Raw genomic sequence first — 18844 nt, forward strand, 5'->3', positions numbered from 1 at the left:
GCGATCGACAGTAGAGATGGCGGTTTTTGCCGCACTTGAATCAAATTTCCGCTATTTCGTCCAATTCACGTGCGATATCGTCCAGATTCAGCACGTCCATCTTGTCGCAATCGAACGGATCAAGGTACTAAGGGAACTCTCCACGTTCCCCCGGCGGTTCCGCCATCCTTCATACCGAATCCAGTTCGAGATCATGCTCCACCCGATTCTCACAGCTCAAACTCCAGATTGTTCACAAACATCTGGACGCCGCAGCTTCCGGGCGACTCTCAGCCTGTTCACAATTTGTTTGGTTTGGATGCTGAACAAACCGGTTTTCGCACAGGAATCCTTCGTTGACCCTGCAGCCGAAGAACAATCCGGCTCACTCTCCTTCCCGGACACCGCGACGAACAATGTGAACGTCGTCCTTCCACCCGATCCAGATGATGTCGATCGAGTCCTGGGACTCGATGGCCAGATCGGCTTTATCGGGTTGAAAGCGTTCGGCCGTCAGGACAGTATCGTCCCACTGGAACTTTTCCCGTACGTCCTTGGGAATAACGAGATCTTCTTCGGGGATATGCGTGGCTTTATCAACATGGAAGGAAAGTTCGGAGGAAACTTCGGACTGGGCTATCGATTCATCGATCCAACCGACACCGCGTTATTCGGTGTGAATGGCTTCTACGATGTCGACACCTCATCGGGCTCGACATTTCATCAGCTTTCAGTTGGTTGGGAAGCACGCATGAGAATGGCTGGCTTCTCCGGTAACGTTTACATGCCCGTTGGAAACAAAGAAAAGATCATCGAGCAGTCGATCATTGATCCACGGTTTGATGAGAACCACATTCTGTTCGACGTCCGTAGCAAGGTGGGAAAAGCTCTCACTGGTCTCGATGTGAATTTCTCAGCCTATCTTCCAGGTGAGCTGATGCAGGAGCATCAAGTCGAAGCCTTGGCGGGTTGGTATCACTTCCAGGGTGATGACCAGATCGATGACGTCAACGGCATGAAGTTTCAGCTCCAGGGATATGTCGTACCGTCACTGCAGACGATGACATCGATCACCCACGACCAACTCTACGGCACGAATTTCAATATTGGAGTTTCCTGGAGATTCGGAACTCGCGAACTTCCGACAACAAGCCTGCATGGTCAGCTTCGCCGATTCGTGAATCGTAATTACAACGTCATTCTGGCCAAACGAACCGACGTCGAAAGTGACGTGATCGCCCGCAAAGCAGACGGTTCTGCCATCATTGTTCAACACGTCGACAGCACCAACACAGGCGGTACAGGGGCATTCGACAATCCATACTCCACGATCGGGGACGCACAGGCTGATGCATTGCGACCTGACTTGATCTTCGTTCACAAAGACTCCGTGTTGAATGAGTCGGTTGTTGTGGGAGACAATCAGGTGCTGCTGGCCGAAGGTAGCGACCACCGATACAAAGATCCTCGGTACGGCTGGTTTAATGTTCCTGGCGGCAACAATCCCGGAGGAGAAACTCCACGAATTGTTGCATCCGGAGGGGACGCGGTTCTCATGGGGAACAATTCCACAATTAACGGCTTCCAAATCTCCAACAGCGGTGGTCGCGGGATTGTCGCGATCGACAAGAGTAACGTGAGAGTCGCGAATGTTACCGTCGAAAACACTTCCGATGATGCAATCTTCCTCGAGAGCGTTGAGAGCAGCTATCTGACCAATGTGAAGGTTGAGGGTTCTGGCGGCAACGGTATTACGATCAAGGACATCGACGACTATCTCGGAATTGATGATCTTCAAATTAAAGATGTCGCTGGCGATGGTGTTCACATCGATGGCGGAATGGGCGAGATCTATTTCGCCAAGAGTCTTCTCATCGAGGAAACCCAGGGAGCGGCGTTCCGTGTGCAGAACATGGAGTCACTCACCGAGGTTGATGACAAGGGGACGACCAGCGTTCTCGACGACGTCACCACTGTCACCCCCAGCATCGTAGCGATCGAAAATCTGATCGTCCGTAACGGTGGCGGTGGCTTCGGCGAGGGAATTGTGGCTGAGAACAATGAAGGACTGATCTCCTTCACCAAAGCAGAAATCACTACCGAAGGAGCAACCGCAGTGAAGGCGGTTGACACGAACGGAATTCTGATTGGCAATGGTCTACTGACAGCTAAAAATGCCAGAGCACTGGATTTCGAAGACTCCTCTGTCATCGTCAACCTGACAAGTATTAATGCTGATGGCGGCGATCACGCAATTCGCATGAAGAATACGAAGGGGACGGTCTCAGTCTTTGGAACTGGCAGCACCCTGAGTTCTGGAGGAACGATCAAGAACACAGACGTTGCCATCCTGATTGAGGACTCTCCTGAAGGATACGTTGGATTACAACTGGTCGATTTCAAAGACAACGACAAAGTGGCTGTAGTCGACACTGGAAACACTCTGGCCATTTCGCGAGGAACGATTTCAGGGACAACCACATCATTCATAGAAGCGACAAACCTAAACTCGCTGCAAATCGCGCAAAACACCTTTGTGGATAACACCATTACTTCCGGAGTTGGCATCCTGTTCAATGTCGACAAGGAAGGAAGCTATAATGCCTCGATTGGTGGAAACCTCGTCTCCGCGCTCCCTGGAACCTTCTTTGAGGTGAATGGACTGGCGGGATCAGAGACCGCATCGCTGATCTACGCGTTCCAGTCGAACGCGATTGACCTGTCGAACACAACAGGTTCTGCGGCTGCGACTCTGAACTGGACAGGTCCACTTGTTGCAAACATCCTCGGAAACAACATCGTCGGATCCGGAACAGGCCAATCCGGATTCAGGATCACCACCGGAGTGGGCTCAGCACTCTCTCAGGTGCAAGTGAGTGGGAACAAATTCAAGCTGAGTGGAATCAACGGTATCGCCATCGACGCCGATATGGAATCACCGGTGAATTTCTTCGTCGATTCGAACCAATTCGACATGAACGGTGCGAACCAGACCGCCGTTCGAGCGAAGATCGGCAAAGCCTCGGGAATTGGAATGGCGGGCAACAAGATTGTTGACTACGCAGGCGGTGGAACTGGAATTCTATTCACCTCCATTCACGACAAATCCGTCGTGGCGTTGGATAACAATTCAATCGACCTGTCGAGATTTAATACCTTTGTCGACCGTGGAATTATCGTGGACGCATTCACAACAGATACAGTGGGGGCCACTCCAGTCGTGAAGTTCCACTCGACAAAGAACAACACAATTACCGGTGCGACGACGCCTTACGCATTCCCTGCATCGGGAGGATCAGGAAAGCTGCTCATCAATGGAAGCACCTTCCGGTTTGAATGATTCGCGACGAATCTGATAAAATCTCACCCGCACGGATGACATCTGTGCGGGTTTCTTTTTGGAATGAGAATCCTAAAAACTTCCTCTAGTTTACGAGTTCGATCGATACTCCAACTTCAATTCGGTGTTTAATGAGAACTCCGGAAGCCCCCCAACTGAGGTGGAGGAAGTGTGCCCAGATCCCGCTCCAAGCGGTAAACGGCCAGTTCTTCTGAATTCAATTTGCCTCAATCGAGAGACATCTGGAGCGTCAGTCGGCGCAGGTGGAATGATTTCAAGAGACGATTCCGGTGACGGAATACTGAGTCTCTCTGCATCAAAGTGATGCTGTCCGCTCCGTGCTCAATCGACCGTTTCCTGTTAAATGGATGTGAACATTTCTTGCTGGCACCATTTGAAATCACTGCAATTGATTTCGTCGGAATGGCGAAGGAATATTCTGTCCCGAATGCTTCCGAGTCCCTTGGAATTTACGTTGTCCAATCAGGAATCTGGACTCTGACGATCGATAAACAACAGGATCCGGGAAGTGATTGGGCTCCATCTCCAGTTTCCGAATCGCTCTCTCAACAGTTGCGAGAAGGCGAAGTCGCGATCGTCACACAGCCAGTGAGTCATCATCTCAGACTGATTTCCAATCCTTCTCCAAGTAGCTCTTACCTCCGAATCCTTTTGAAGCCTTCATCGGCCGAGTCGCAGGTGCTGCTCGCTGGCTATCCTGAACTCGTTCGCGCTGAATCTCTCTTCTCTGCCGAATTCAGTGCGAACCTGTCTTCGCTTTCAAAATCGAATCGGCACTCGGAACTTACTGGATTGCTTCTCGACAGCATGGCAAGCCTCATCATCGGGCTGGTGCTGAAGACCGTTATTAAGCAGGATCCTCACTTCATCACATCGAACAACGGCTTGGCTCCCGAGATTGCGGAAACATTACGGGCAATGGAACAGGATCCCGGAAATCAATGGACGATTGAGACATTGGCTTCTGTTGCCGGAATTTCACGATCGGCACTGGCTCAGAAGTTCAAGGAACAGGTCGGGACCACTCTCAATCACCATCTCCTTGAAGTCCGCATGCGACTCGCTGACACTCTCTTAAAATCTCGGCGACACCATCTGAAAGAGATCGCCCGCATGACGGGGTATCAGTCAGCTTCTTCGTTCAGCACAGCGTTCAAACGCTGGTCTGGCAAATCTCCAAGCTCGCTGCGAAAAGCCGATTGATTCCGGTTAGAAGCCTCGGCAAATCGGTCGCTGTCGCTGGCCCCAACGTCCAGACGAAATATTGACTTCCACCCAAGAAAATCGCGAAATCTCAGCAGGCGAGAATTTCTTCAGATGCCGCGAAACTTGATGCTCGGTATTGGGTTTGATGATAGGGCATGACAATTCAGAGCCGAAGTCAAATAGAGGTCTCTCAATATGTTCTGGTCGCAAATTGGAATCTCCGCGATTCTGGCAACGGCAAATGCAGTGATCGCATGGGAACTCTCACGAGGCTTCGCCTCCTACCTGAGTGTGATGAGTTGGGTCTCCATCGGAGCCATGCTTCTCAGTGCATTACTGGCCCACAGAAAGATTCAGCATCGAAATCTGATGCAGGTTTTTGAACGGTATGCGGCGATGAAATCGAACGATCGTGATTGCCGACAGGAAACAGGTCCAGGAAAGGTCGGATAATGACGCACTCTTCGATTCGATCCACTTCGAACAACATTGATATCGAACGGGATCCCCCGCCGTTCTCACTCAAGGTTGCGTCTCACTTATCTCCCTCCTTACGGGAAAATCACGAAAGCAACGGAACGTTCGAAATCAAATTTCTGCTCATCGAATCCGTGGCTGCTGAAATCGAATGGCACTTCGTCGACCGACTAAGCCTCGATCCTCATGCCTCTCCTGAACTCGACAATTCCTACCTCATTCGCACGCTGTACCTCGATACCCCCGCGTACTCCGTGTTCCACCGAGAAGGAATTCATGGAAAGAGAAAGCTCCGGATTCGAACTTACGGAGACCCTGGTGCGACGAGGCCAGTGTTTCTCGAACAAAAAACGAAAAACGGCGATCGGGTTCGTAAGCAGCGGAGTTGTATCAACCTCGATGAACTGAACTACCTTTCTCAATCCAATTCGAATCAGGTCTAGTCGGGCAATTGGTTTGATCAACTTGTGCGTGAAGAGTGTCGAAGAGTGTCAAAGACCAGTTTGCCAGATGCAGTACCTGCGACGTGCCTATTTCGGCGTTGAGTCAGGCACCCCTGTGCGACTGACGTTCGACCGGCAGATTCAGGGTCGTCGCGAAAATGAGTGGAGGCTCGACACTCCCGAAGAGATGCTTCCTCTGCTTCAGGGTCAGGTGATTTGTGAAATGAAATTTGAAGATTCCATGCCGACTGCCTTCAAAAATGCGATTGAACAGTTTCAGATCACTCCTCAGGGCTGTTCAAAATACCGAAGATGCATTCGGAACACCGATACAGAAAATCTATTAGGAGTAGAAAGTGCCTGAGTGGTTGACGGTCACGGGAGGAACCGAAGGGGCGATCACAACGAACGTGCTGATTTTCAGAATACTGGCTGCTCTCGTGTACGGTATCGGCGTTGCACTGATTTACCGACTCTCACATGGCAGAGAAGAACCCTCTCCCAGCATGCTGACCGCGACGCTCATCCTGTTGTCAGTCCTGATTGCCATGGTCTCGATGACGATTGGAAACAGCGTGGCACGCGCGTTCAGCCTTGTCGGAGCGTTATCGATCGTCCGTTTTCGTACGGTTGTTGATGACACTCGAGACACAGCGTTCGTCATTTTTTCAGTCATTGTCGGAATGGCAGCAGGGACCGGACTCCTGCTCGTTCCCATTGTTGGAATGCCGGTAGTCGCTGCGGCAGCCATTCTGCTCAGCCATGCTCCGACGAGTTCGAAGTCGAATTTATCCATTCCTTGCAAGCTCTCGATTCGACTTGCACTCGGCAAGAATCCACAAGCAGAACTCGACACAGTGTTTCAAACACATTTCGCCAGAATTCAGCTCACGAGTGCCAGCACTGCCCGACAAGGAGCAGCTATGGATCTTGAGTACCGCGGTGAACTCAAGTCGACAGACTCCATGACTGAGATCGTCGGTGAGTTGAACCGGCTTGACGGAGTCATGGGAGTTGAACTGAATCGAATCAATAGTTGATCAACACATGTTTCATCCGGTTAACCAAATCCACTTCAGAGCATTTTCCCGAACTGACAACCTGAGTTTTATTCAGAAAGTAGATTGAGTTCACATCATGTTCAATCGCCAATTCGCGACAGCGAGCGCCATTTTGATGTTGTTCGGAGCGGGAGCAATTGCTCAGGTTGAAAACGGTCCACCCCCCGGAGGACCGGATGGGATCAATGGCCCTCCTCAATTCCCGCCCCCTCCATTTGGTGGGCCGGGTGGACCTGGTGGCCCGGGCGGACCATTCGGAAATCGTGAAGACCGCAAACTTTTGAAAGAGTTTGACGCGGATCAGGATGGAATGCTGAACCGCGCAGAACGTGATGCTGCCAAGAAAAAAGCATTAGAGTCACCGAGAGGAAGATTCGGTCCCGGTGGATTTGGCGGTCCGCCACGTGGGCCACAAGGAGCGGAAGGTGGACCACCCAACGGAGGTCCGGGCGAGAGAGGTGAAGGCCGCGGTCCCGGCGGAGGGCGAGGCTTTGGTGGCCCGGGAGGTCCCGGAGGTTTTGCACGCGAAGAGACAAAGCCGGGACGAAAAGTTTCTCTGGATGAAGTCCAACCAATTGAAGGGAACTTCTATGACGAATCAATCTTCAGAACCCTCTTCCTGAACTTCGAAGATGATCAGTGGGAATCAGATCTCGAGGCATTCTATAAATCTGACGTCGAAGTCCCAGCTTCGCTGATTGTCGATGGAAAAACCTACCCGAACGTCGGAGTTCACTTCCGAGGGATGTCCTCCTACATGATGGTCCCAACGGGGGCGAAACGATCGTTAAATGTCACGCTGGATGAATTCGTCAAAGACCAACGAATCGGCGATTACAAGTCGCTGAACTTGTTGAATTCCAATGGCGACTCTTCGTTTCTTCATGGCGTGCTCTACTCGCATATTGCCCGTCATTACATCCCTGTTCCCAAGGTCAATCTGGTGCGGGTCGTGATCAACGGCGAATATTGGGGCGTCTACTCGAACCAGCAACAATTCGACAAACAGTTCCTGCAGGAAAACTTTGGAACCACGAAGGGAAGTCGCTGGAAGGTTCCCGGAAGCCCCGGCGGACGCGGCGGTCTGGAATACCTTGGAGACGATGCCGAGCTCTATAAGCAGAAGTACGAAATCAAAACCAAGGACAACAAAGAGTCTTGGAATGCCATCATACAGCTTTGCAAGGTGCTGAACGAGACCCCAGCGGAACAACTTCCAGAAGCAATCGAACCGATCCTGAATGTTGACGGCGTGCTCTGGTTTCTGGCACTGGAGAACGCACTGCTCAACAGCGATGGCTACTGGACCCGTGCAAGCGACTACAACATCTACCTTGATGAAGGCGGGAAGTTCCACATTATCCCACATGACATTAACGAGACGTTCGAAGTTGGCATGATGCGACCGCCGGGCGGCGGTCGTGGCATGCGAGGTGGACCAGCAGGCGGGCCTCCAGGTGGTCCTCCGCCACGAGACTTCCAGCAAGAGGGTCCTCCACCACAACGAGATCAGCCAAACGGTCAGGGACGGCCACCGTTCGGCGGACCGCCAGATGGCGCACTGGGCGGCGGTCGGTTTGGACCACCGGGGGGACCTCCGGGGGGGCCATTCGGTGGAATGGGAGGGTCAAGAGGGATTCAATTGGACCCATTGGTCTCTCTCCAGGATCCGACGAAACCGCTGATCAGCAAGTTGCTCGCTGTCCCGCAATACCGGGAGAAGTACTTGCGCAATATGAACACGATCGCCAACGAGTGGCTCAACTGGGAAAAAATTGGCCCGGTTGTTGACGGTTACAGACAAAGGATTGAAGGGGCTGTCGAAGAGGACACTCGCAAATTGACCTCCACGGCGGCATTCAAAGCAGCGGTGGACGGAGACATCAAAGAGGAAGCTGTTCCGGGAAGATTGTCCCTCCGACAGTTTGTTGAACAGCGCAGGAAAGCGCTGCTGGACAACAAGGCAATTCAAGAACTGAAGTAACGCTCAGCGACGTTGAACGTGGTTCAGTCTTCACGACATCCCCTTGCAGAATCATTCGATCCTGCAAGGGTTTTCTATTTTGGCCTTGATTCTGGTGAGTTGACACAGATCATGCTGATTTTCGATACTCTCCACTTGATCAAGTCTCGTTGATCATTTGCTGTTTCGATTTCCACCCATCGACCGAAATTGCTACAATCCTCCGCATGTCAAATCCATCATTTTCCGTTGAGCGTTTGGGTGTCGTCGGCGTTGGCTTAATCGGAGGCTCGATTGCTGCCACTGCGCGAACTTTGGGTCTAGCCAAAACCATAGTGGGCTATGGCCGTAACGCATCTCGACTGGAAGCTGCTCGTGAATTGGGAGTGATTGACGAAGTCGCGTCCGGTCCTGAAGGACTCGCTGAGTGCGATCTTGTTGTCGTCTGTACTCCGGTTAATCGAATCATCAGCGACGTGCTCTCCGTTCTTCGCAACACTCCTGAGACCACATTGGTCACCGATGCGGGGAGCGTTAAGGAAGAAATCGTTAATACTGTCTGGCAGGAAGAGACTGATAAATTCCCGCGATTCGTCGGCGCACACCCTGTCGCGGGATCACATCTGGCAGGGTTCGAGAACTTCGATACACAGCTCTTCCAGGGGCGCATGTGTGTGTTGACTCCCACTGACAAAAATTCTCCTGAGACCATTGAAACCATTAGAAATTTCTGGCGAGCTCTCGGTATGAGAACTCGCGAAATGTCTGGTTACGATCACGACCGAATTCTCGCGCTGACCAGCCACCTGCCTCACCTCGCTGCTGCTGCCGTTGCGGAAATGGTTGAAATTCCAATGTTGGAATTCGCTTCCACCGGGTATCGCGATACCACTCGTGTCGCTGCCGGTGATCCTGAACTCTGGGCAGCTATTTTCGTGCAAAACAAGGTGCAGCTTGCCAAGGCGACTGACCAGTTAATGCAGGCTCTTCAACGTTTCCGTAATGCGCTCGCTTTGGGCCGTGAAGGGGACGTCTGCGTTCTTCTGAAGAACTCCCAGGAACGCCGCTTGGAGTTCCGTGACCGAATTTCCGCTCAAGAAGCGAACAAGTAATCAGCTTGCGTTTCGATCGACCATTTGCTGGTCGGCAATCACAAACGCGAATAGCTGTCATTGAGGATTGGAGTTTCCATGACGTTGCGGCAGATTGGAACGTCCGATCTTCGGGTGACACCGGTCGCGATGGGCTGCTGGCCAATCGCGGGCGTGACGAGCGTCGATGTCACTGAAGAAAATAGTTTGGCCACTTTGCAGGCCGCCTTCGACTCCGGCGTCAATTTCTTCGACACCGCTTATGTGTACGGTTATGAAGGTGAAAGTGAACGCCTGATTGCCAAAGCACTGGGTAATGTGCGATCGCAACTTGTGATTGCCTCCAAATGTGGACTGCATTGGGGACCGGATCGGAAACAGGCCCGGGACGCTCGCCCGGAAACCATCGTCAAAGAATGCGAGACGAGCCTAAAGCGTCTCAAAACCGATTACATCGACCTGTACTACCTCCACGCACCTGATCCCGCCGTTCCGATCGAAGAGTCCGCATCTGCCATTCTCAAATTGAAAGAGCAGGGAAAAATACGGGCGGTTGGAGTTTCTAATTTCGACAGAATCGAGATGTACGAAGCATTTCACTCTGTCTGCCCGATTGACGCTGATCAACCACACTACAACATGTTGCAGCGTGAAATCGAAGTAGATCGACTCCCTTGGTGCCGAGCTCACGGTGTCTCAGCAATGGTTTACTGGCCATTGATGAAGGGCTTTCTCGCAGGCAAGCTGAAACGGGATCATGTCTGGGATCCGAAAGATGGACGTGCCAAGTACCCCATTTTTCAAGGGGAAGAATGGAACAAAACCCACGACTTCGTCGACCGACTGCGTGAAATTGCATCCGCAGCCGGAATCACCATTTCGCAACTCGTCATCGCATGGACGATTCAACAACCGGGAATCACTGCAGCACTCTGCGGAGCGAAACGATCGGAACAAATCCTGGAAACCGCTCAGGCAATGCGGGTGACGCTCGGTCCTGACCAACTTGAGCTGATTCGGCAGGAGATCCAAGCCCGTGGTGTCGTCAATTCCAGAGCGGCGGTCACAAACTAAGTCGATGTCGGCGAAGGACGATGTCGACCTGAGGAACAAGAGCCGAAACATCGCCCGAGTACATCGAAACTGCCGAAAACTTACGGACACCGAATTGCGACTTATTCCGCTTCCCGCTTCAGTTTTTCCAAGCGAGTTTTGAGCTTCATTAGCTCATCTGAATATTGCGGATCCCCCGCGATGTTTCGCTCTTCAAGTGGGTCGGCCCGAAGATCGAAGAGCTCCTCGTAATCGAATTCCGGCCAGTAAATGTACTTCCAGCTTTTACTGACAACAGCTTCAGACGAGGGGATGAACTCTTTCCTGTTAATCGTCCCGTGTTCGTAAAGGAAATCTGTTCTCCAGTTCGATTCCTCCGCGTTGAGGTACAACGGGGAAATGTCTCGTCCTTGCATCGATGATGGCGCAGCGACTTGAGCGGCATTCAGAATTGTCGGAGCGACGTCCACGTTCAAAGTGAGATGGTCGTTCTTGGAATTTCTCTGATCGTCCGCTGAACGTGGATCGCGAATAATGAGGGGAACCCGAATGCTCTCCTCGTATGGATACCACTTGTCTGCCAACCCGTGTTCACCGTGGAAGTAACCATTGTCCGTGGTGAAGATGACGAGTGTATTCTCCGCGAGTCCGCGTCGATCCAACTCTTTCAGAATCGCTCCACAGGTTGCATCAACCTCGGTCACCAGTCGGTAATAGTTCTTCATGTACTCCTGATATTTTTCAGGAGTGTCGAATCGCCAATGCCAGCGATTGCGTCCTTCGTTCTGCTCATTGGCAATGAAGGGAGGGAGTCGGTTGAAGTACTCATCCCCACCTGTTTTCGGTGTCGGAATGACGTCGTCCTGATAAAGTTCCATGCTTTCTGGCTGCGGAAGATACTGCCGTGGATCTTCATCGACAGCATGGACACCATTAAAGGCAACGGTCAGACAAAACGCTTTGCCTTCAGGAAGCTCTTCGAAGAATTCGAGCGCGTCTCGTTCGTTTTTCTTCGTCATGTGGATGAGCGTTCCGTCAGCCTCTTTAATCCAGTGCCCCCCTCCCGTCTTTCGAGAGAAGTTGAAGCGTTCCGAAGGAAACGAACCGTTGTGCCACTTCCCGACGTGTCCAGTAAAGTAACCCCCAGCTTGAAGCAGGGCAGGGTAGGTCTCCGCCCAGGGGGTCTTGAATTCATCAAAGGCCCGGTTGCCGTGGCGAGACATCCATTGTCCCGTCAGGAGGGAAGCCCGACTGACCCCGCAAATCGAGGTCGTCACGTTGTTATGAGTGAAATGAATCCCCTGATGGGCAAGGGCATCCAGATGCGGAGTCTTCACCACTGGGTTTCCCGCGCACGCAAGCGTGTCATGTCGCCAATCGTCCGCGTAAAGAACGAGGATGTTTAGCGGTTCACCTGCCATCGAGTACGAACATGAAAACAGCAGGGCGAATAAGCAAAAAACAATCCGCATGGATCCAGTGCTCGTTAGCATCAAAGGAGATCCTGACATGAGGGGACAACAAAAAAGCCTCTTCCGGTTTGGAGCGGAGGAGGCTTGAAGATCACGGTGGGTTACTTTTTCGTCAACGTGGGCGTTGCGGTTGCAGGTGCTGCTTTCGACTTGGCTTGGAATCGACGGAACAGGTTGTAAAACAGCGCATCCACTCCGAACCACGCTCCTGTAGGAAGAGAGGCAATCGCGATCAACGCAATCGCTTCGATCATATTCTTATTAACGATCAATGCGTGTTCTGGCCCGGGAACCACCGGAATGCCGGGCCAAGGTGGCATCACCATATAGAACATCATCAACATGACCGCTCCCAGCACAGCGGCAACGCGTGTTCCCAAGCCGATGATCAACATGACACCGAGGACAATCAGTCCCCACATCACTTGCTTATCAGAGCGGGCGAGAGGCGAATCGAGTGCTGGCATCACGCCGATCTTAAGTTGCTCTGGAGTGAGGAGATTGATTCCAGATTGCCGAAGTGAAGCATCGAGCGATCGAATGGGACCAACAAGTTCTGCTCGTAAGATCGCGAGCTTTTTCCCAAGCATGTTCGCGTGGTCGTACTGGTAATCCAGCTTGGCCTTCTTCATTGAGCGGTTGTAGTCGTCAACGAGGTCTTTGTATTCCTGAATCTTACCGTACTGGACATTGTTCTTTTCTTCGCCAGCGACACTCGCCTGAACGGTTCCCATGACGATGTCATAGGTCCCTTTCTCATTCTTTGCCCAAGTGACACCGGTATTCGCTGGGTTACCTCGCAGGGCTGCTGCAAGCTTGTGGCGGTAGGAGAGTTCTCGGGACAGAACGACGAGTCGCTCCACCGCCTGATAGAATTCCAATTCGGTACCTTCTGGCTTGGATGAGTTATCAGTTCGCTTCCCAAAGCTCCGATCCGGGTTACGAACAACGTCAACCATCGAGAGAACGGCCGTTTCTTCGCTCGGCAGGATCGGTTGGGTCGCGATCAGCTGCTGTGATCCCGCGTCGTACGTCACAGAGATTGGAAGCTTTTTCAGATCAACGGATGCAGGAAGAGCCTTGAGGGACTGCGACAGGTGACGTGTTGGGGGCAGCTCATTCGGAGCCGAGTCTGCTTCCTCAGAACCGTCGATTTCCAGATTGAGGATCTTCAGCTGCTTTTCGTCCAGCTTGTAGTGTTTCGCAAAAGCGTCACGCCATGCGTACCACTTCTCACTCATCGCAGCATAATCTAGCCACTTCAGATCATCGGGATCACCAGTCATCGACCGGAAGTAATCACGCATCGGTCCTTGAGCGTTCTTCAGATAGCCTTCTGAAGTCCAAGGCGTTGGAGTCGTCAGTGTTTGCTGTTTCCAGAGACCTTCGTAGAGAAACTGCCAGCCGATAGAAACTCGCAACAAAACGATCAGGACGATGGCGATAACAGAGACGCGATGCAGATCTTTCACTCGCTGATCCTCAACAGTTCATTTTCAACAGGGCGTTGCAACAGCGAGTAGGAAACAACGGAAGGCGAACAATGCAATCGAGCTGTTGGAGGACAACCTGCATTGCATCAGGTGGTCCGCTCCGGCGGCGTGTGCTCGAAGAACAATTGATTCTGAGGCAAATTTCGGATGATCGGCTGCAACGTTCGACCATCCGCAGGAGGTGGGACTAAAATTGCTCCTACTTCTGGATGATCATCGCAATACCGTAACGCTGTGTCGAGTCCCATCACATAGAATGCAGTCGACAATGCATCCGCCATACCGGCATTTGGGGCAAGTACGGTGACCGACAGAAGCTCTTGCTCAGGCCAACCGTGAAATGGCGAGAGAATGTGCCCGAATCGACGTCCATTATGACGAAAAAATTGCACATTTGACCCGCTCGTTGCCATCCCCTGATCTCGCAAAAGCACTGTCGCGTAACTTTTTTCGATCAGAAGTGGATTCTTGATCCCGATCGGCCACCCATCATGCCCGCCGTGGTTTCCTCGGGCATAGAGACTACTATGCCCCCCATGGACGATATAATCCACAACGTCTTCACTCAGAAGGTGGCGAGCAGCGAGATCGACGGCGTACCCTTTACCAATGGCTCCAAAGTCCAACAGCACTCCGTCCGTGTCGAAACGAACCGTTTGTGCCACGTCATCAATGACGACGTGTTGAAATCCACTCAGTGCGAGTGCTGAATCAATCTCCGATTGTTCAGGAATTCTCCCGGATTGCCGGGCAGATCTCCAAAGCTGAATCAGCGATCCCGTCGCAGGATCGAAGGCCCCCTCGGTGGATTTCCACAATTCCTCACACATTTTAAGGAGTTTGAAAAGTGCTTCCGAGACGGGCTGTGCTGACTTGGCTGCGCTTCGATTTAACTGGGAAGTTTCACTGGAATCCCGATAGACCGTCATGAAGTCTTCCGCCTCATGGACGAAATCCAATGCATCCGACGCGACCATGACCTGGCGCGGAGCCCCCGGGTTCATCACAACAGCCCATTGACAGGCCATCGCACGAGTTTCCAACCGGATCGTGTCAGCACCTTTAGGAGAGACTCGAATCTCTTCCTCGCCAAGAATGGCATCAACAACCTCATCAGCACGGTGCCGCAATGCTCTCTGGCCTGCTTTTCCCGTGAGAAAATCACGTCGATTTGATTCCGGTTGTGCGGCCATAACGTCCAGTGGAACCTGCGTTTAATTCTACCACAGAAGGAGTTGTGGAAATTTGCATTTCGCGAGATTGCCTCACTCTACACAAAGTAAACCTTTCCTTGAACTCGCTCTACTGCTGTCTATACTGCTGTACAACAACTTGATTTCAGCAGATTGACCGCAATATCAATATAAGGGAATAGCTCTATGAGCGCACAAGTCGGCCAGGCAGCTCCGCATTTTTCAGTTCAGGCTTACGATCGTACGAAAGATGGAACTGACGATCAGTTCCGACAGGTCGGCCTTGAGGATTTCCAGGGCAAGTGGGTCTGCCTGTTCTTCTACCCACTGGATTTCACATTTGTGTGTCCAACTGAAATCGTTGCATTCAACGAAAAACTTGACGAATTCACCGATCGCGATTGCGTTGTTCTCACAGCGAGCACCGACAGCGCCTTTTCACACAAGGGCTGGTGTGACTCTCATGCAGATCTCGCAAAGCTGAAGTATCTGATGCTTGCTGACACGACTCACAAGCTGTCACGAGATTACGGCGTTCTCAAGGAAGACGCAGGGATTGCTTACCGCGGAATTTTCCTGATTGATCCAACCGGAACTGTTCGCTGGGTTGCTATCCACGACCTGAGCGTGGGGCGTAACGTTGACGAAGTTCTGCGCGTTCTGGACGCTCTTCAGACAGACAAGCTCTGTCCTTGTAACTGGAAGTCAGGCGAATCTACTCTCAACTAATTCAGGTTGAGTACTCAGTTCGAATTGAGAATAGCGGCAGACCTCTCTGTCTGTCGCTATTTTTTTGAATATTCCAAATCTCCAAATGTCGTTGAGGGTGATCATGGCTCGACTTCTTCCAGTTCCTGTTGATGGTGCTCCAGAGAATGTCGCACAGCAGTACGAGCGCGTGCAGGAACTTTTTGGGGACAATCCGATTCCAGCTCCTTTTCTGGTTTACGGAAATGTGGCACCGTTCCTGAAAGACTTCTACATGAACTTCAAAAAGTTCGTGTTCACAGACGGTCACCTCGATGCCAAAACAAAGGCCGCAGTCGGGCTGGTTGTGTCTGCCCACGCAAAGTGTGGAGCTTGGCTTGACTACTTTGATCAGCGATGTCAGCAACTGGGATTCACAGAAGAACAGATTGCCGAGATTCTCGCGGTCAGTGCCACGAACTATATGTACAACACGTTCTTCAAATTCCGCGACCTGAGCGGATCTGCACTCTTTGAAGGGATGGGAGTCGGACTTCGCGCTTCGACGTTCGCTGGAACATCACTCGACAGCAAACTCGTGGAGTTGATCGATATCGTCATCAGCGACCTCAACGCCTGTAAACCATGTACCAGCGGGCACGTTACCAAGGCCAGAGAACTGGGCATCACAAGCGAACAAATTCTGGAAGCGATTCAATGTGCAGCCACGATGTATGTTGGCGCACAGTTTCTCAATTCCGCTTCAAGCTGATTTCGAGGACAATATTAACACTTGAGAAACAGAACCTCGGGCTATTTTGATTCAGGTGTTCAATGATTTCTTCGGCTGTCACAATCAGTCTGGTGGAACAGGCTCGCAGCGGGCCGTTTGTTTTCAAAGACGATTTGCAAGGCTCAATCGAGCAGGCAAGTCAACTTGGCTATCACGCTGTTGAGCTGTTTCTTCCAGGACCAGAGGCCGTTCCGGTTCAGTCTCTGACGTCAATGTTGAGAGCAAGTGGACAGAAGGTAGCCGCTGTCGGAACCGGGGCCGGAATGCTGATTCATCAGCTGAGCCTAACCGACAGCGACGCAGCCCGGCGAAAAGAAGCGATCGATTTCGTCAAAGGAATGATTCGTTTTGGTGGCGAGTTTGGAGCCCCAGCCATCATCGGGTCCATGCAGGGGAGATGGACTGCGGACGTGAACCGATCGACAGCCCTCAAGTATCTCGCGGAAGCATTGAGTGAGCTCGGGGAACTGGCGCAGCAATATAGCGTTCCTCTCATTTACGAACCGCTCAATCGCTACGAAACAAACCTGTGTGTGACTCAAAGCCAGGGAGCAAGTCTGCTACGGGATAGCCAAGTCCAGAACGTGGTACTGCTCGCGGATCTCTTCCACATGAACATTGAAGAGATTTCGCTCTCGCAGGGAATTCACGATGGAGGCGAGTACATTGGTCATCTCCATTTTGTCGACTCGAATCGACGCCCAGCGGGTGGAGGGCACATCGATTTCTCTGCCGTCGTCACAGCATTGAAGGAGATCGACTATCAAGGCTACGCGTCTGCTGAAGCGTTTGCCTGGCCTGACTCCTTGACAGCAGCAACCAAAACGATGGAATCATACCGCAAGTATTTTCAGGTCTGATACGACCCGAAACTTGACGTTTTAACGGGTCGCGGAATTCAATGACTCGACTTCAGTAATGCGTGCTTTGGGGACCGATTGGTCAACCACAAAGGGTTCTGCCGTGTAGACACGTGTCGAGTTCCCTGCTCGATCTCGAATGTCCATACGAACGTAGAATGGCTGGTCCACGTTTTGCGGAATTGACCAGTCATGAAACTGAGTATTGGGCAAATCAGACTTGATCAATTCCCAAGGCCCAGTGGCTGCATACGAAAAGTAAAGGGAAATTGGTTGATCGACCAGATCTGGATCTTTCGCTTCCCAGCTGATTCGAACGTTATTCAGAGAGGGATCATCTCCGGGCTGCAGTGGGTGAAGTACTCCGACTGGAGCTGTCCGATCGACGATAACGCGTACTTCAGGGAATTCATTGGGCTGAGGTGGAATTCCGACTTTTCCGAGTCCATTTGTGACCCGGAAAGATAAGCCATATTCGCCATCACGCGGAACGGTGATCTCGACAGGAGAAGTCCGATCCGAGTCCTGTCCATAGTGATACCATTGTGCACCGTTGTCTTCTGTGATGAAGAGGTCAACTTGTTTCACTCCGGATGGACCGATTCCATCCAGACTGTAACCAATCCGGAATGTATTGGAGTTAACCAGATGCACTCCGTTACCTGCAAATGAGGTTTTCCGCGAGGCGACAGCGTCGGCTGTTTTACTGGGCAGCGGCGCTGAGTTGACCGAAGCATCCAAAGTGATCGCGGGTTCATTCGCTGAGGCTGCAGTCAGCTTAGGAGTGATCGAGATCGGACGAGGTGCAGACTCAATCTTAGTTCGAAGCTCCATTTGCTCTTGTGGCGCCGGTCGCACTTCCTTCGGTGCAGCAGCGACTGGCCGTCCATAGTCTGGTTTGTCAGTCCGCTTTGGGACTCCTGCGATGTCACAGGAAGTCGATGCTTCCGTAATGTTTCCCGCGAGGTCTGCAACACTCCCTCGGACTGTCAGCTTTCCTGCCTGAGAACTCGTCCAGGTTGTCTGTCCCTGACTTTGTGGACGAATGGCGACCACTTTCCAGACGTCTGTATTTTGTTCGGAGTATTCGAGCTTCAAGGAGTTGCTGTCGAGATAAGTGTCGTTGGCTTCCCAGCTCAACTTGACTCGTCCCGGTTCCACTTCGGTGAGAGACATTTCAAACTGCGGGGGAGTGCTATCGACGAGAATTTCCAGACCAGCTTGGTGTGGACCAGCAGGATAGAGTAATCCACTTGCGGAGACAGTCTTAACGGAGAACAGATAAACTCCATCGTCATTCGCTTCGAAGGTGAACTTACTTGTCTCGGGAGAGACACTGTCGCTCATCTTCCATTGATTCCCGCCATCACGCGAAACAAACAGCTGAACTTCACGTGTCCCAAGGCGATTCAATTCAGCTGAGTCGAACTGGAATGGAATCCGGAAACGTCGGGACTTCGAATAGATCTGCTCTGCCTGAACCTCATTCACGGCGAAAATCACCATCATCAACGCGAAACAGCAGCAACTCATCTGCTTCATCGAAGAGAGCAAAGAGGGCTTCAGATGTATTGATTGGGATTTGTGATGCATTTCAGTCTCAACGGAGATGCGTGAATTCGCTCTTGGCAACTTGTTCCAGTGCGAAATCGGGAACGATTCTCGGGTCGAAGAGTTCCAATCTCTCCTGAATCTTCAGACGGTATTTATCA

16 protein-coding genes are annotated in these 18844 nt (G+C 51.8%); 12 read left to right on the plus strand and 4 right to left on the minus strand.

The annotated features are described in order from the left end of the window. Positions 1–16: 16 nt before the first annotated feature. The 9 genes from SH668x_RS02045 (at position 17) to SH668x_RS02085 (ending at position 10655) form a co-directional block, all read left to right on the plus strand. Entirely contained in the window at positions 17–3319 is a 3303-nt protein-coding gene (locus SH668x_RS02045) for an inverse autotransporter beta domain-containing protein (protein ID WP_437187035.1), read from the plus strand. A gap of 381 nt (positions 3320–3700) precedes the next feature. Then, a complete protein-coding gene (locus tag SH668x_RS02050) occupies positions 3701–4543 on the plus strand; it encodes a helix-turn-helix transcriptional regulator (RefSeq protein ID WP_437187036.1) in 843 nt (280 codons plus the stop codon). 198 nt (positions 4544–4741) lie between these two features. Continuing rightward, positions 4742–4999 (plus strand): hypothetical protein, encoded by a 258-nt coding sequence (locus SH668x_RS02055; RefSeq protein ID WP_437187037.1) that lies wholly within the window; start codon positions 4742–4744, stop codon positions 4997–4999. Continuing rightward, entirely contained in the window at positions 4999–5466 is a 468-nt protein-coding gene (locus SH668x_RS02060; RefSeq protein WP_437187038.1) for a VTC domain-containing protein, read from the plus strand. The genes SH668x_RS02055 and SH668x_RS02060 overlap by 1 nt, the downstream gene beginning before the upstream one ends. 28 nt (positions 5467–5494) lie before the next feature. Further along, positions 5495–5830: a VTC domain-containing protein gene (locus tag SH668x_RS02065; protein ID WP_437187039.1), complete on the plus strand. Its 336-nt coding sequence runs from the start codon at positions 5495–5497 to the stop codon at positions 5828–5830. After that, on the plus strand, positions 5823–6506 hold the full coding sequence (locus SH668x_RS02070) for a DUF4956 domain-containing protein (RefSeq protein ID WP_437187040.1): 684 nt from the start codon (positions 5823–5825) through the stop codon (positions 6504–6506). The genes SH668x_RS02065 and SH668x_RS02070 overlap by 8 nt, the downstream gene beginning before the upstream one ends. 97 nt (positions 6507–6603) lie before the next feature. Further along, positions 6604–8511, plus strand: a complete 1908-nt coding sequence (locus SH668x_RS02075; protein ID WP_437187041.1) for a CotH kinase family protein — start codon at positions 6604–6606, stop codon at positions 8509–8511. A 206-nt stretch (positions 8512–8717) separates the two neighbouring features. After that, positions 8718–9602, plus strand: a complete 885-nt coding sequence (locus SH668x_RS02080) for a prephenate dehydrogenase (protein ID WP_437187042.1) — start codon at positions 8718–8720, stop codon at positions 9600–9602. 78 nt (positions 9603–9680) lie between these two features. Then, on the plus strand, positions 9681–10655 hold the full coding sequence (locus SH668x_RS02085) for an aldo/keto reductase (protein ID WP_437187043.1): 975 nt from the start codon (positions 9681–9683) through the stop codon (positions 10653–10655). Positions 10656–10756: 101 nt separating this feature from the next. On the opposite strand, the gene SH668x_RS02090 is transcribed toward SH668x_RS02085, so the two are convergent. The 3 genes from SH668x_RS02090 to SH668x_RS02100 form a co-directional block, all read right to left on the minus strand. Next, positions 10757–12055, minus strand: a complete 1299-nt coding sequence (locus tag SH668x_RS02090) for a sulfatase family protein (protein ID WP_437187044.1) — start codon at positions 12053–12055, stop codon at positions 10757–10759. A 152-nt stretch (positions 12056–12207) separates the two neighbouring features. Continuing rightward, positions 12208–13578 carry a DoxX family protein gene (locus tag SH668x_RS02095; RefSeq protein ID WP_437187045.1) on the minus strand — a complete coding sequence of 457 codons (1371 nt, stop codon included), beginning with the start codon at positions 13576–13578 and terminating at the stop codon, positions 12208–12210. 107 nt (positions 13579–13685) lie between these two features. Further along, positions 13686–14792 (minus strand): FAD:protein FMN transferase, encoded by a 1107-nt coding sequence (locus SH668x_RS02100; RefSeq protein WP_437187046.1) that lies wholly within the window; start codon positions 14790–14792, stop codon positions 13686–13688. Between the two features lie 186 nt (positions 14793–14978). Here SH668x_RS02100 and SH668x_RS02105 point away from each other — a divergent pair, with 186 nt between their 5' ends. The 3 genes from SH668x_RS02105 to SH668x_RS02115 all read left to right on the plus strand — a co-directional run bounded on the left by SH668x_RS02105 (position 14979) and on the right by SH668x_RS02115 (position 17132). Next, complete coding sequence (locus SH668x_RS02105) at positions 14979–15521, plus strand: peroxiredoxin (protein WP_437187047.1); 543 nt, start codon at positions 14979–14981, stop codon at positions 15519–15521. 103 nt (positions 15522–15624) lie between these two features. Next, positions 15625–16251 carry a carboxymuconolactone decarboxylase family protein gene (locus SH668x_RS02110; protein WP_437187048.1) on the plus strand — a complete coding sequence of 209 codons (627 nt, stop codon included), beginning with the start codon at positions 15625–15627 and terminating at the stop codon, positions 16249–16251. Between the two features lie 62 nt (positions 16252–16313). Further along, the gene (locus SH668x_RS02115) at positions 16314–17132 is read left to right on the plus strand and encodes a TIM barrel protein (protein WP_437187049.1); all 819 of its coding nucleotides are present in this window, start codon (positions 16314–16316) and stop codon (positions 17130–17132) included. Positions 17133–17153: 21 nt separating this feature from the next. Here the strand turns inward: SH668x_RS02115 and SH668x_RS02120 are convergent, their stop codons facing one another. Then, positions 17154–18725: an Ig-like domain repeat protein gene (locus SH668x_RS02120; RefSeq protein WP_437187050.1), complete on the minus strand. Its 1572-nt coding sequence runs from the start codon at positions 18723–18725 to the stop codon at positions 17154–17156. Positions 18726–18844 lie beyond the last annotated feature (119 nt).

The organism is Planctomicrobium mucosum, from assembly GCF_051466335.1.
Taxonomy (GTDB): Bacteria; Planctomycetota; Planctomycetia; order Planctomycetales; family Planctomycetaceae; genus Planctomicrobium.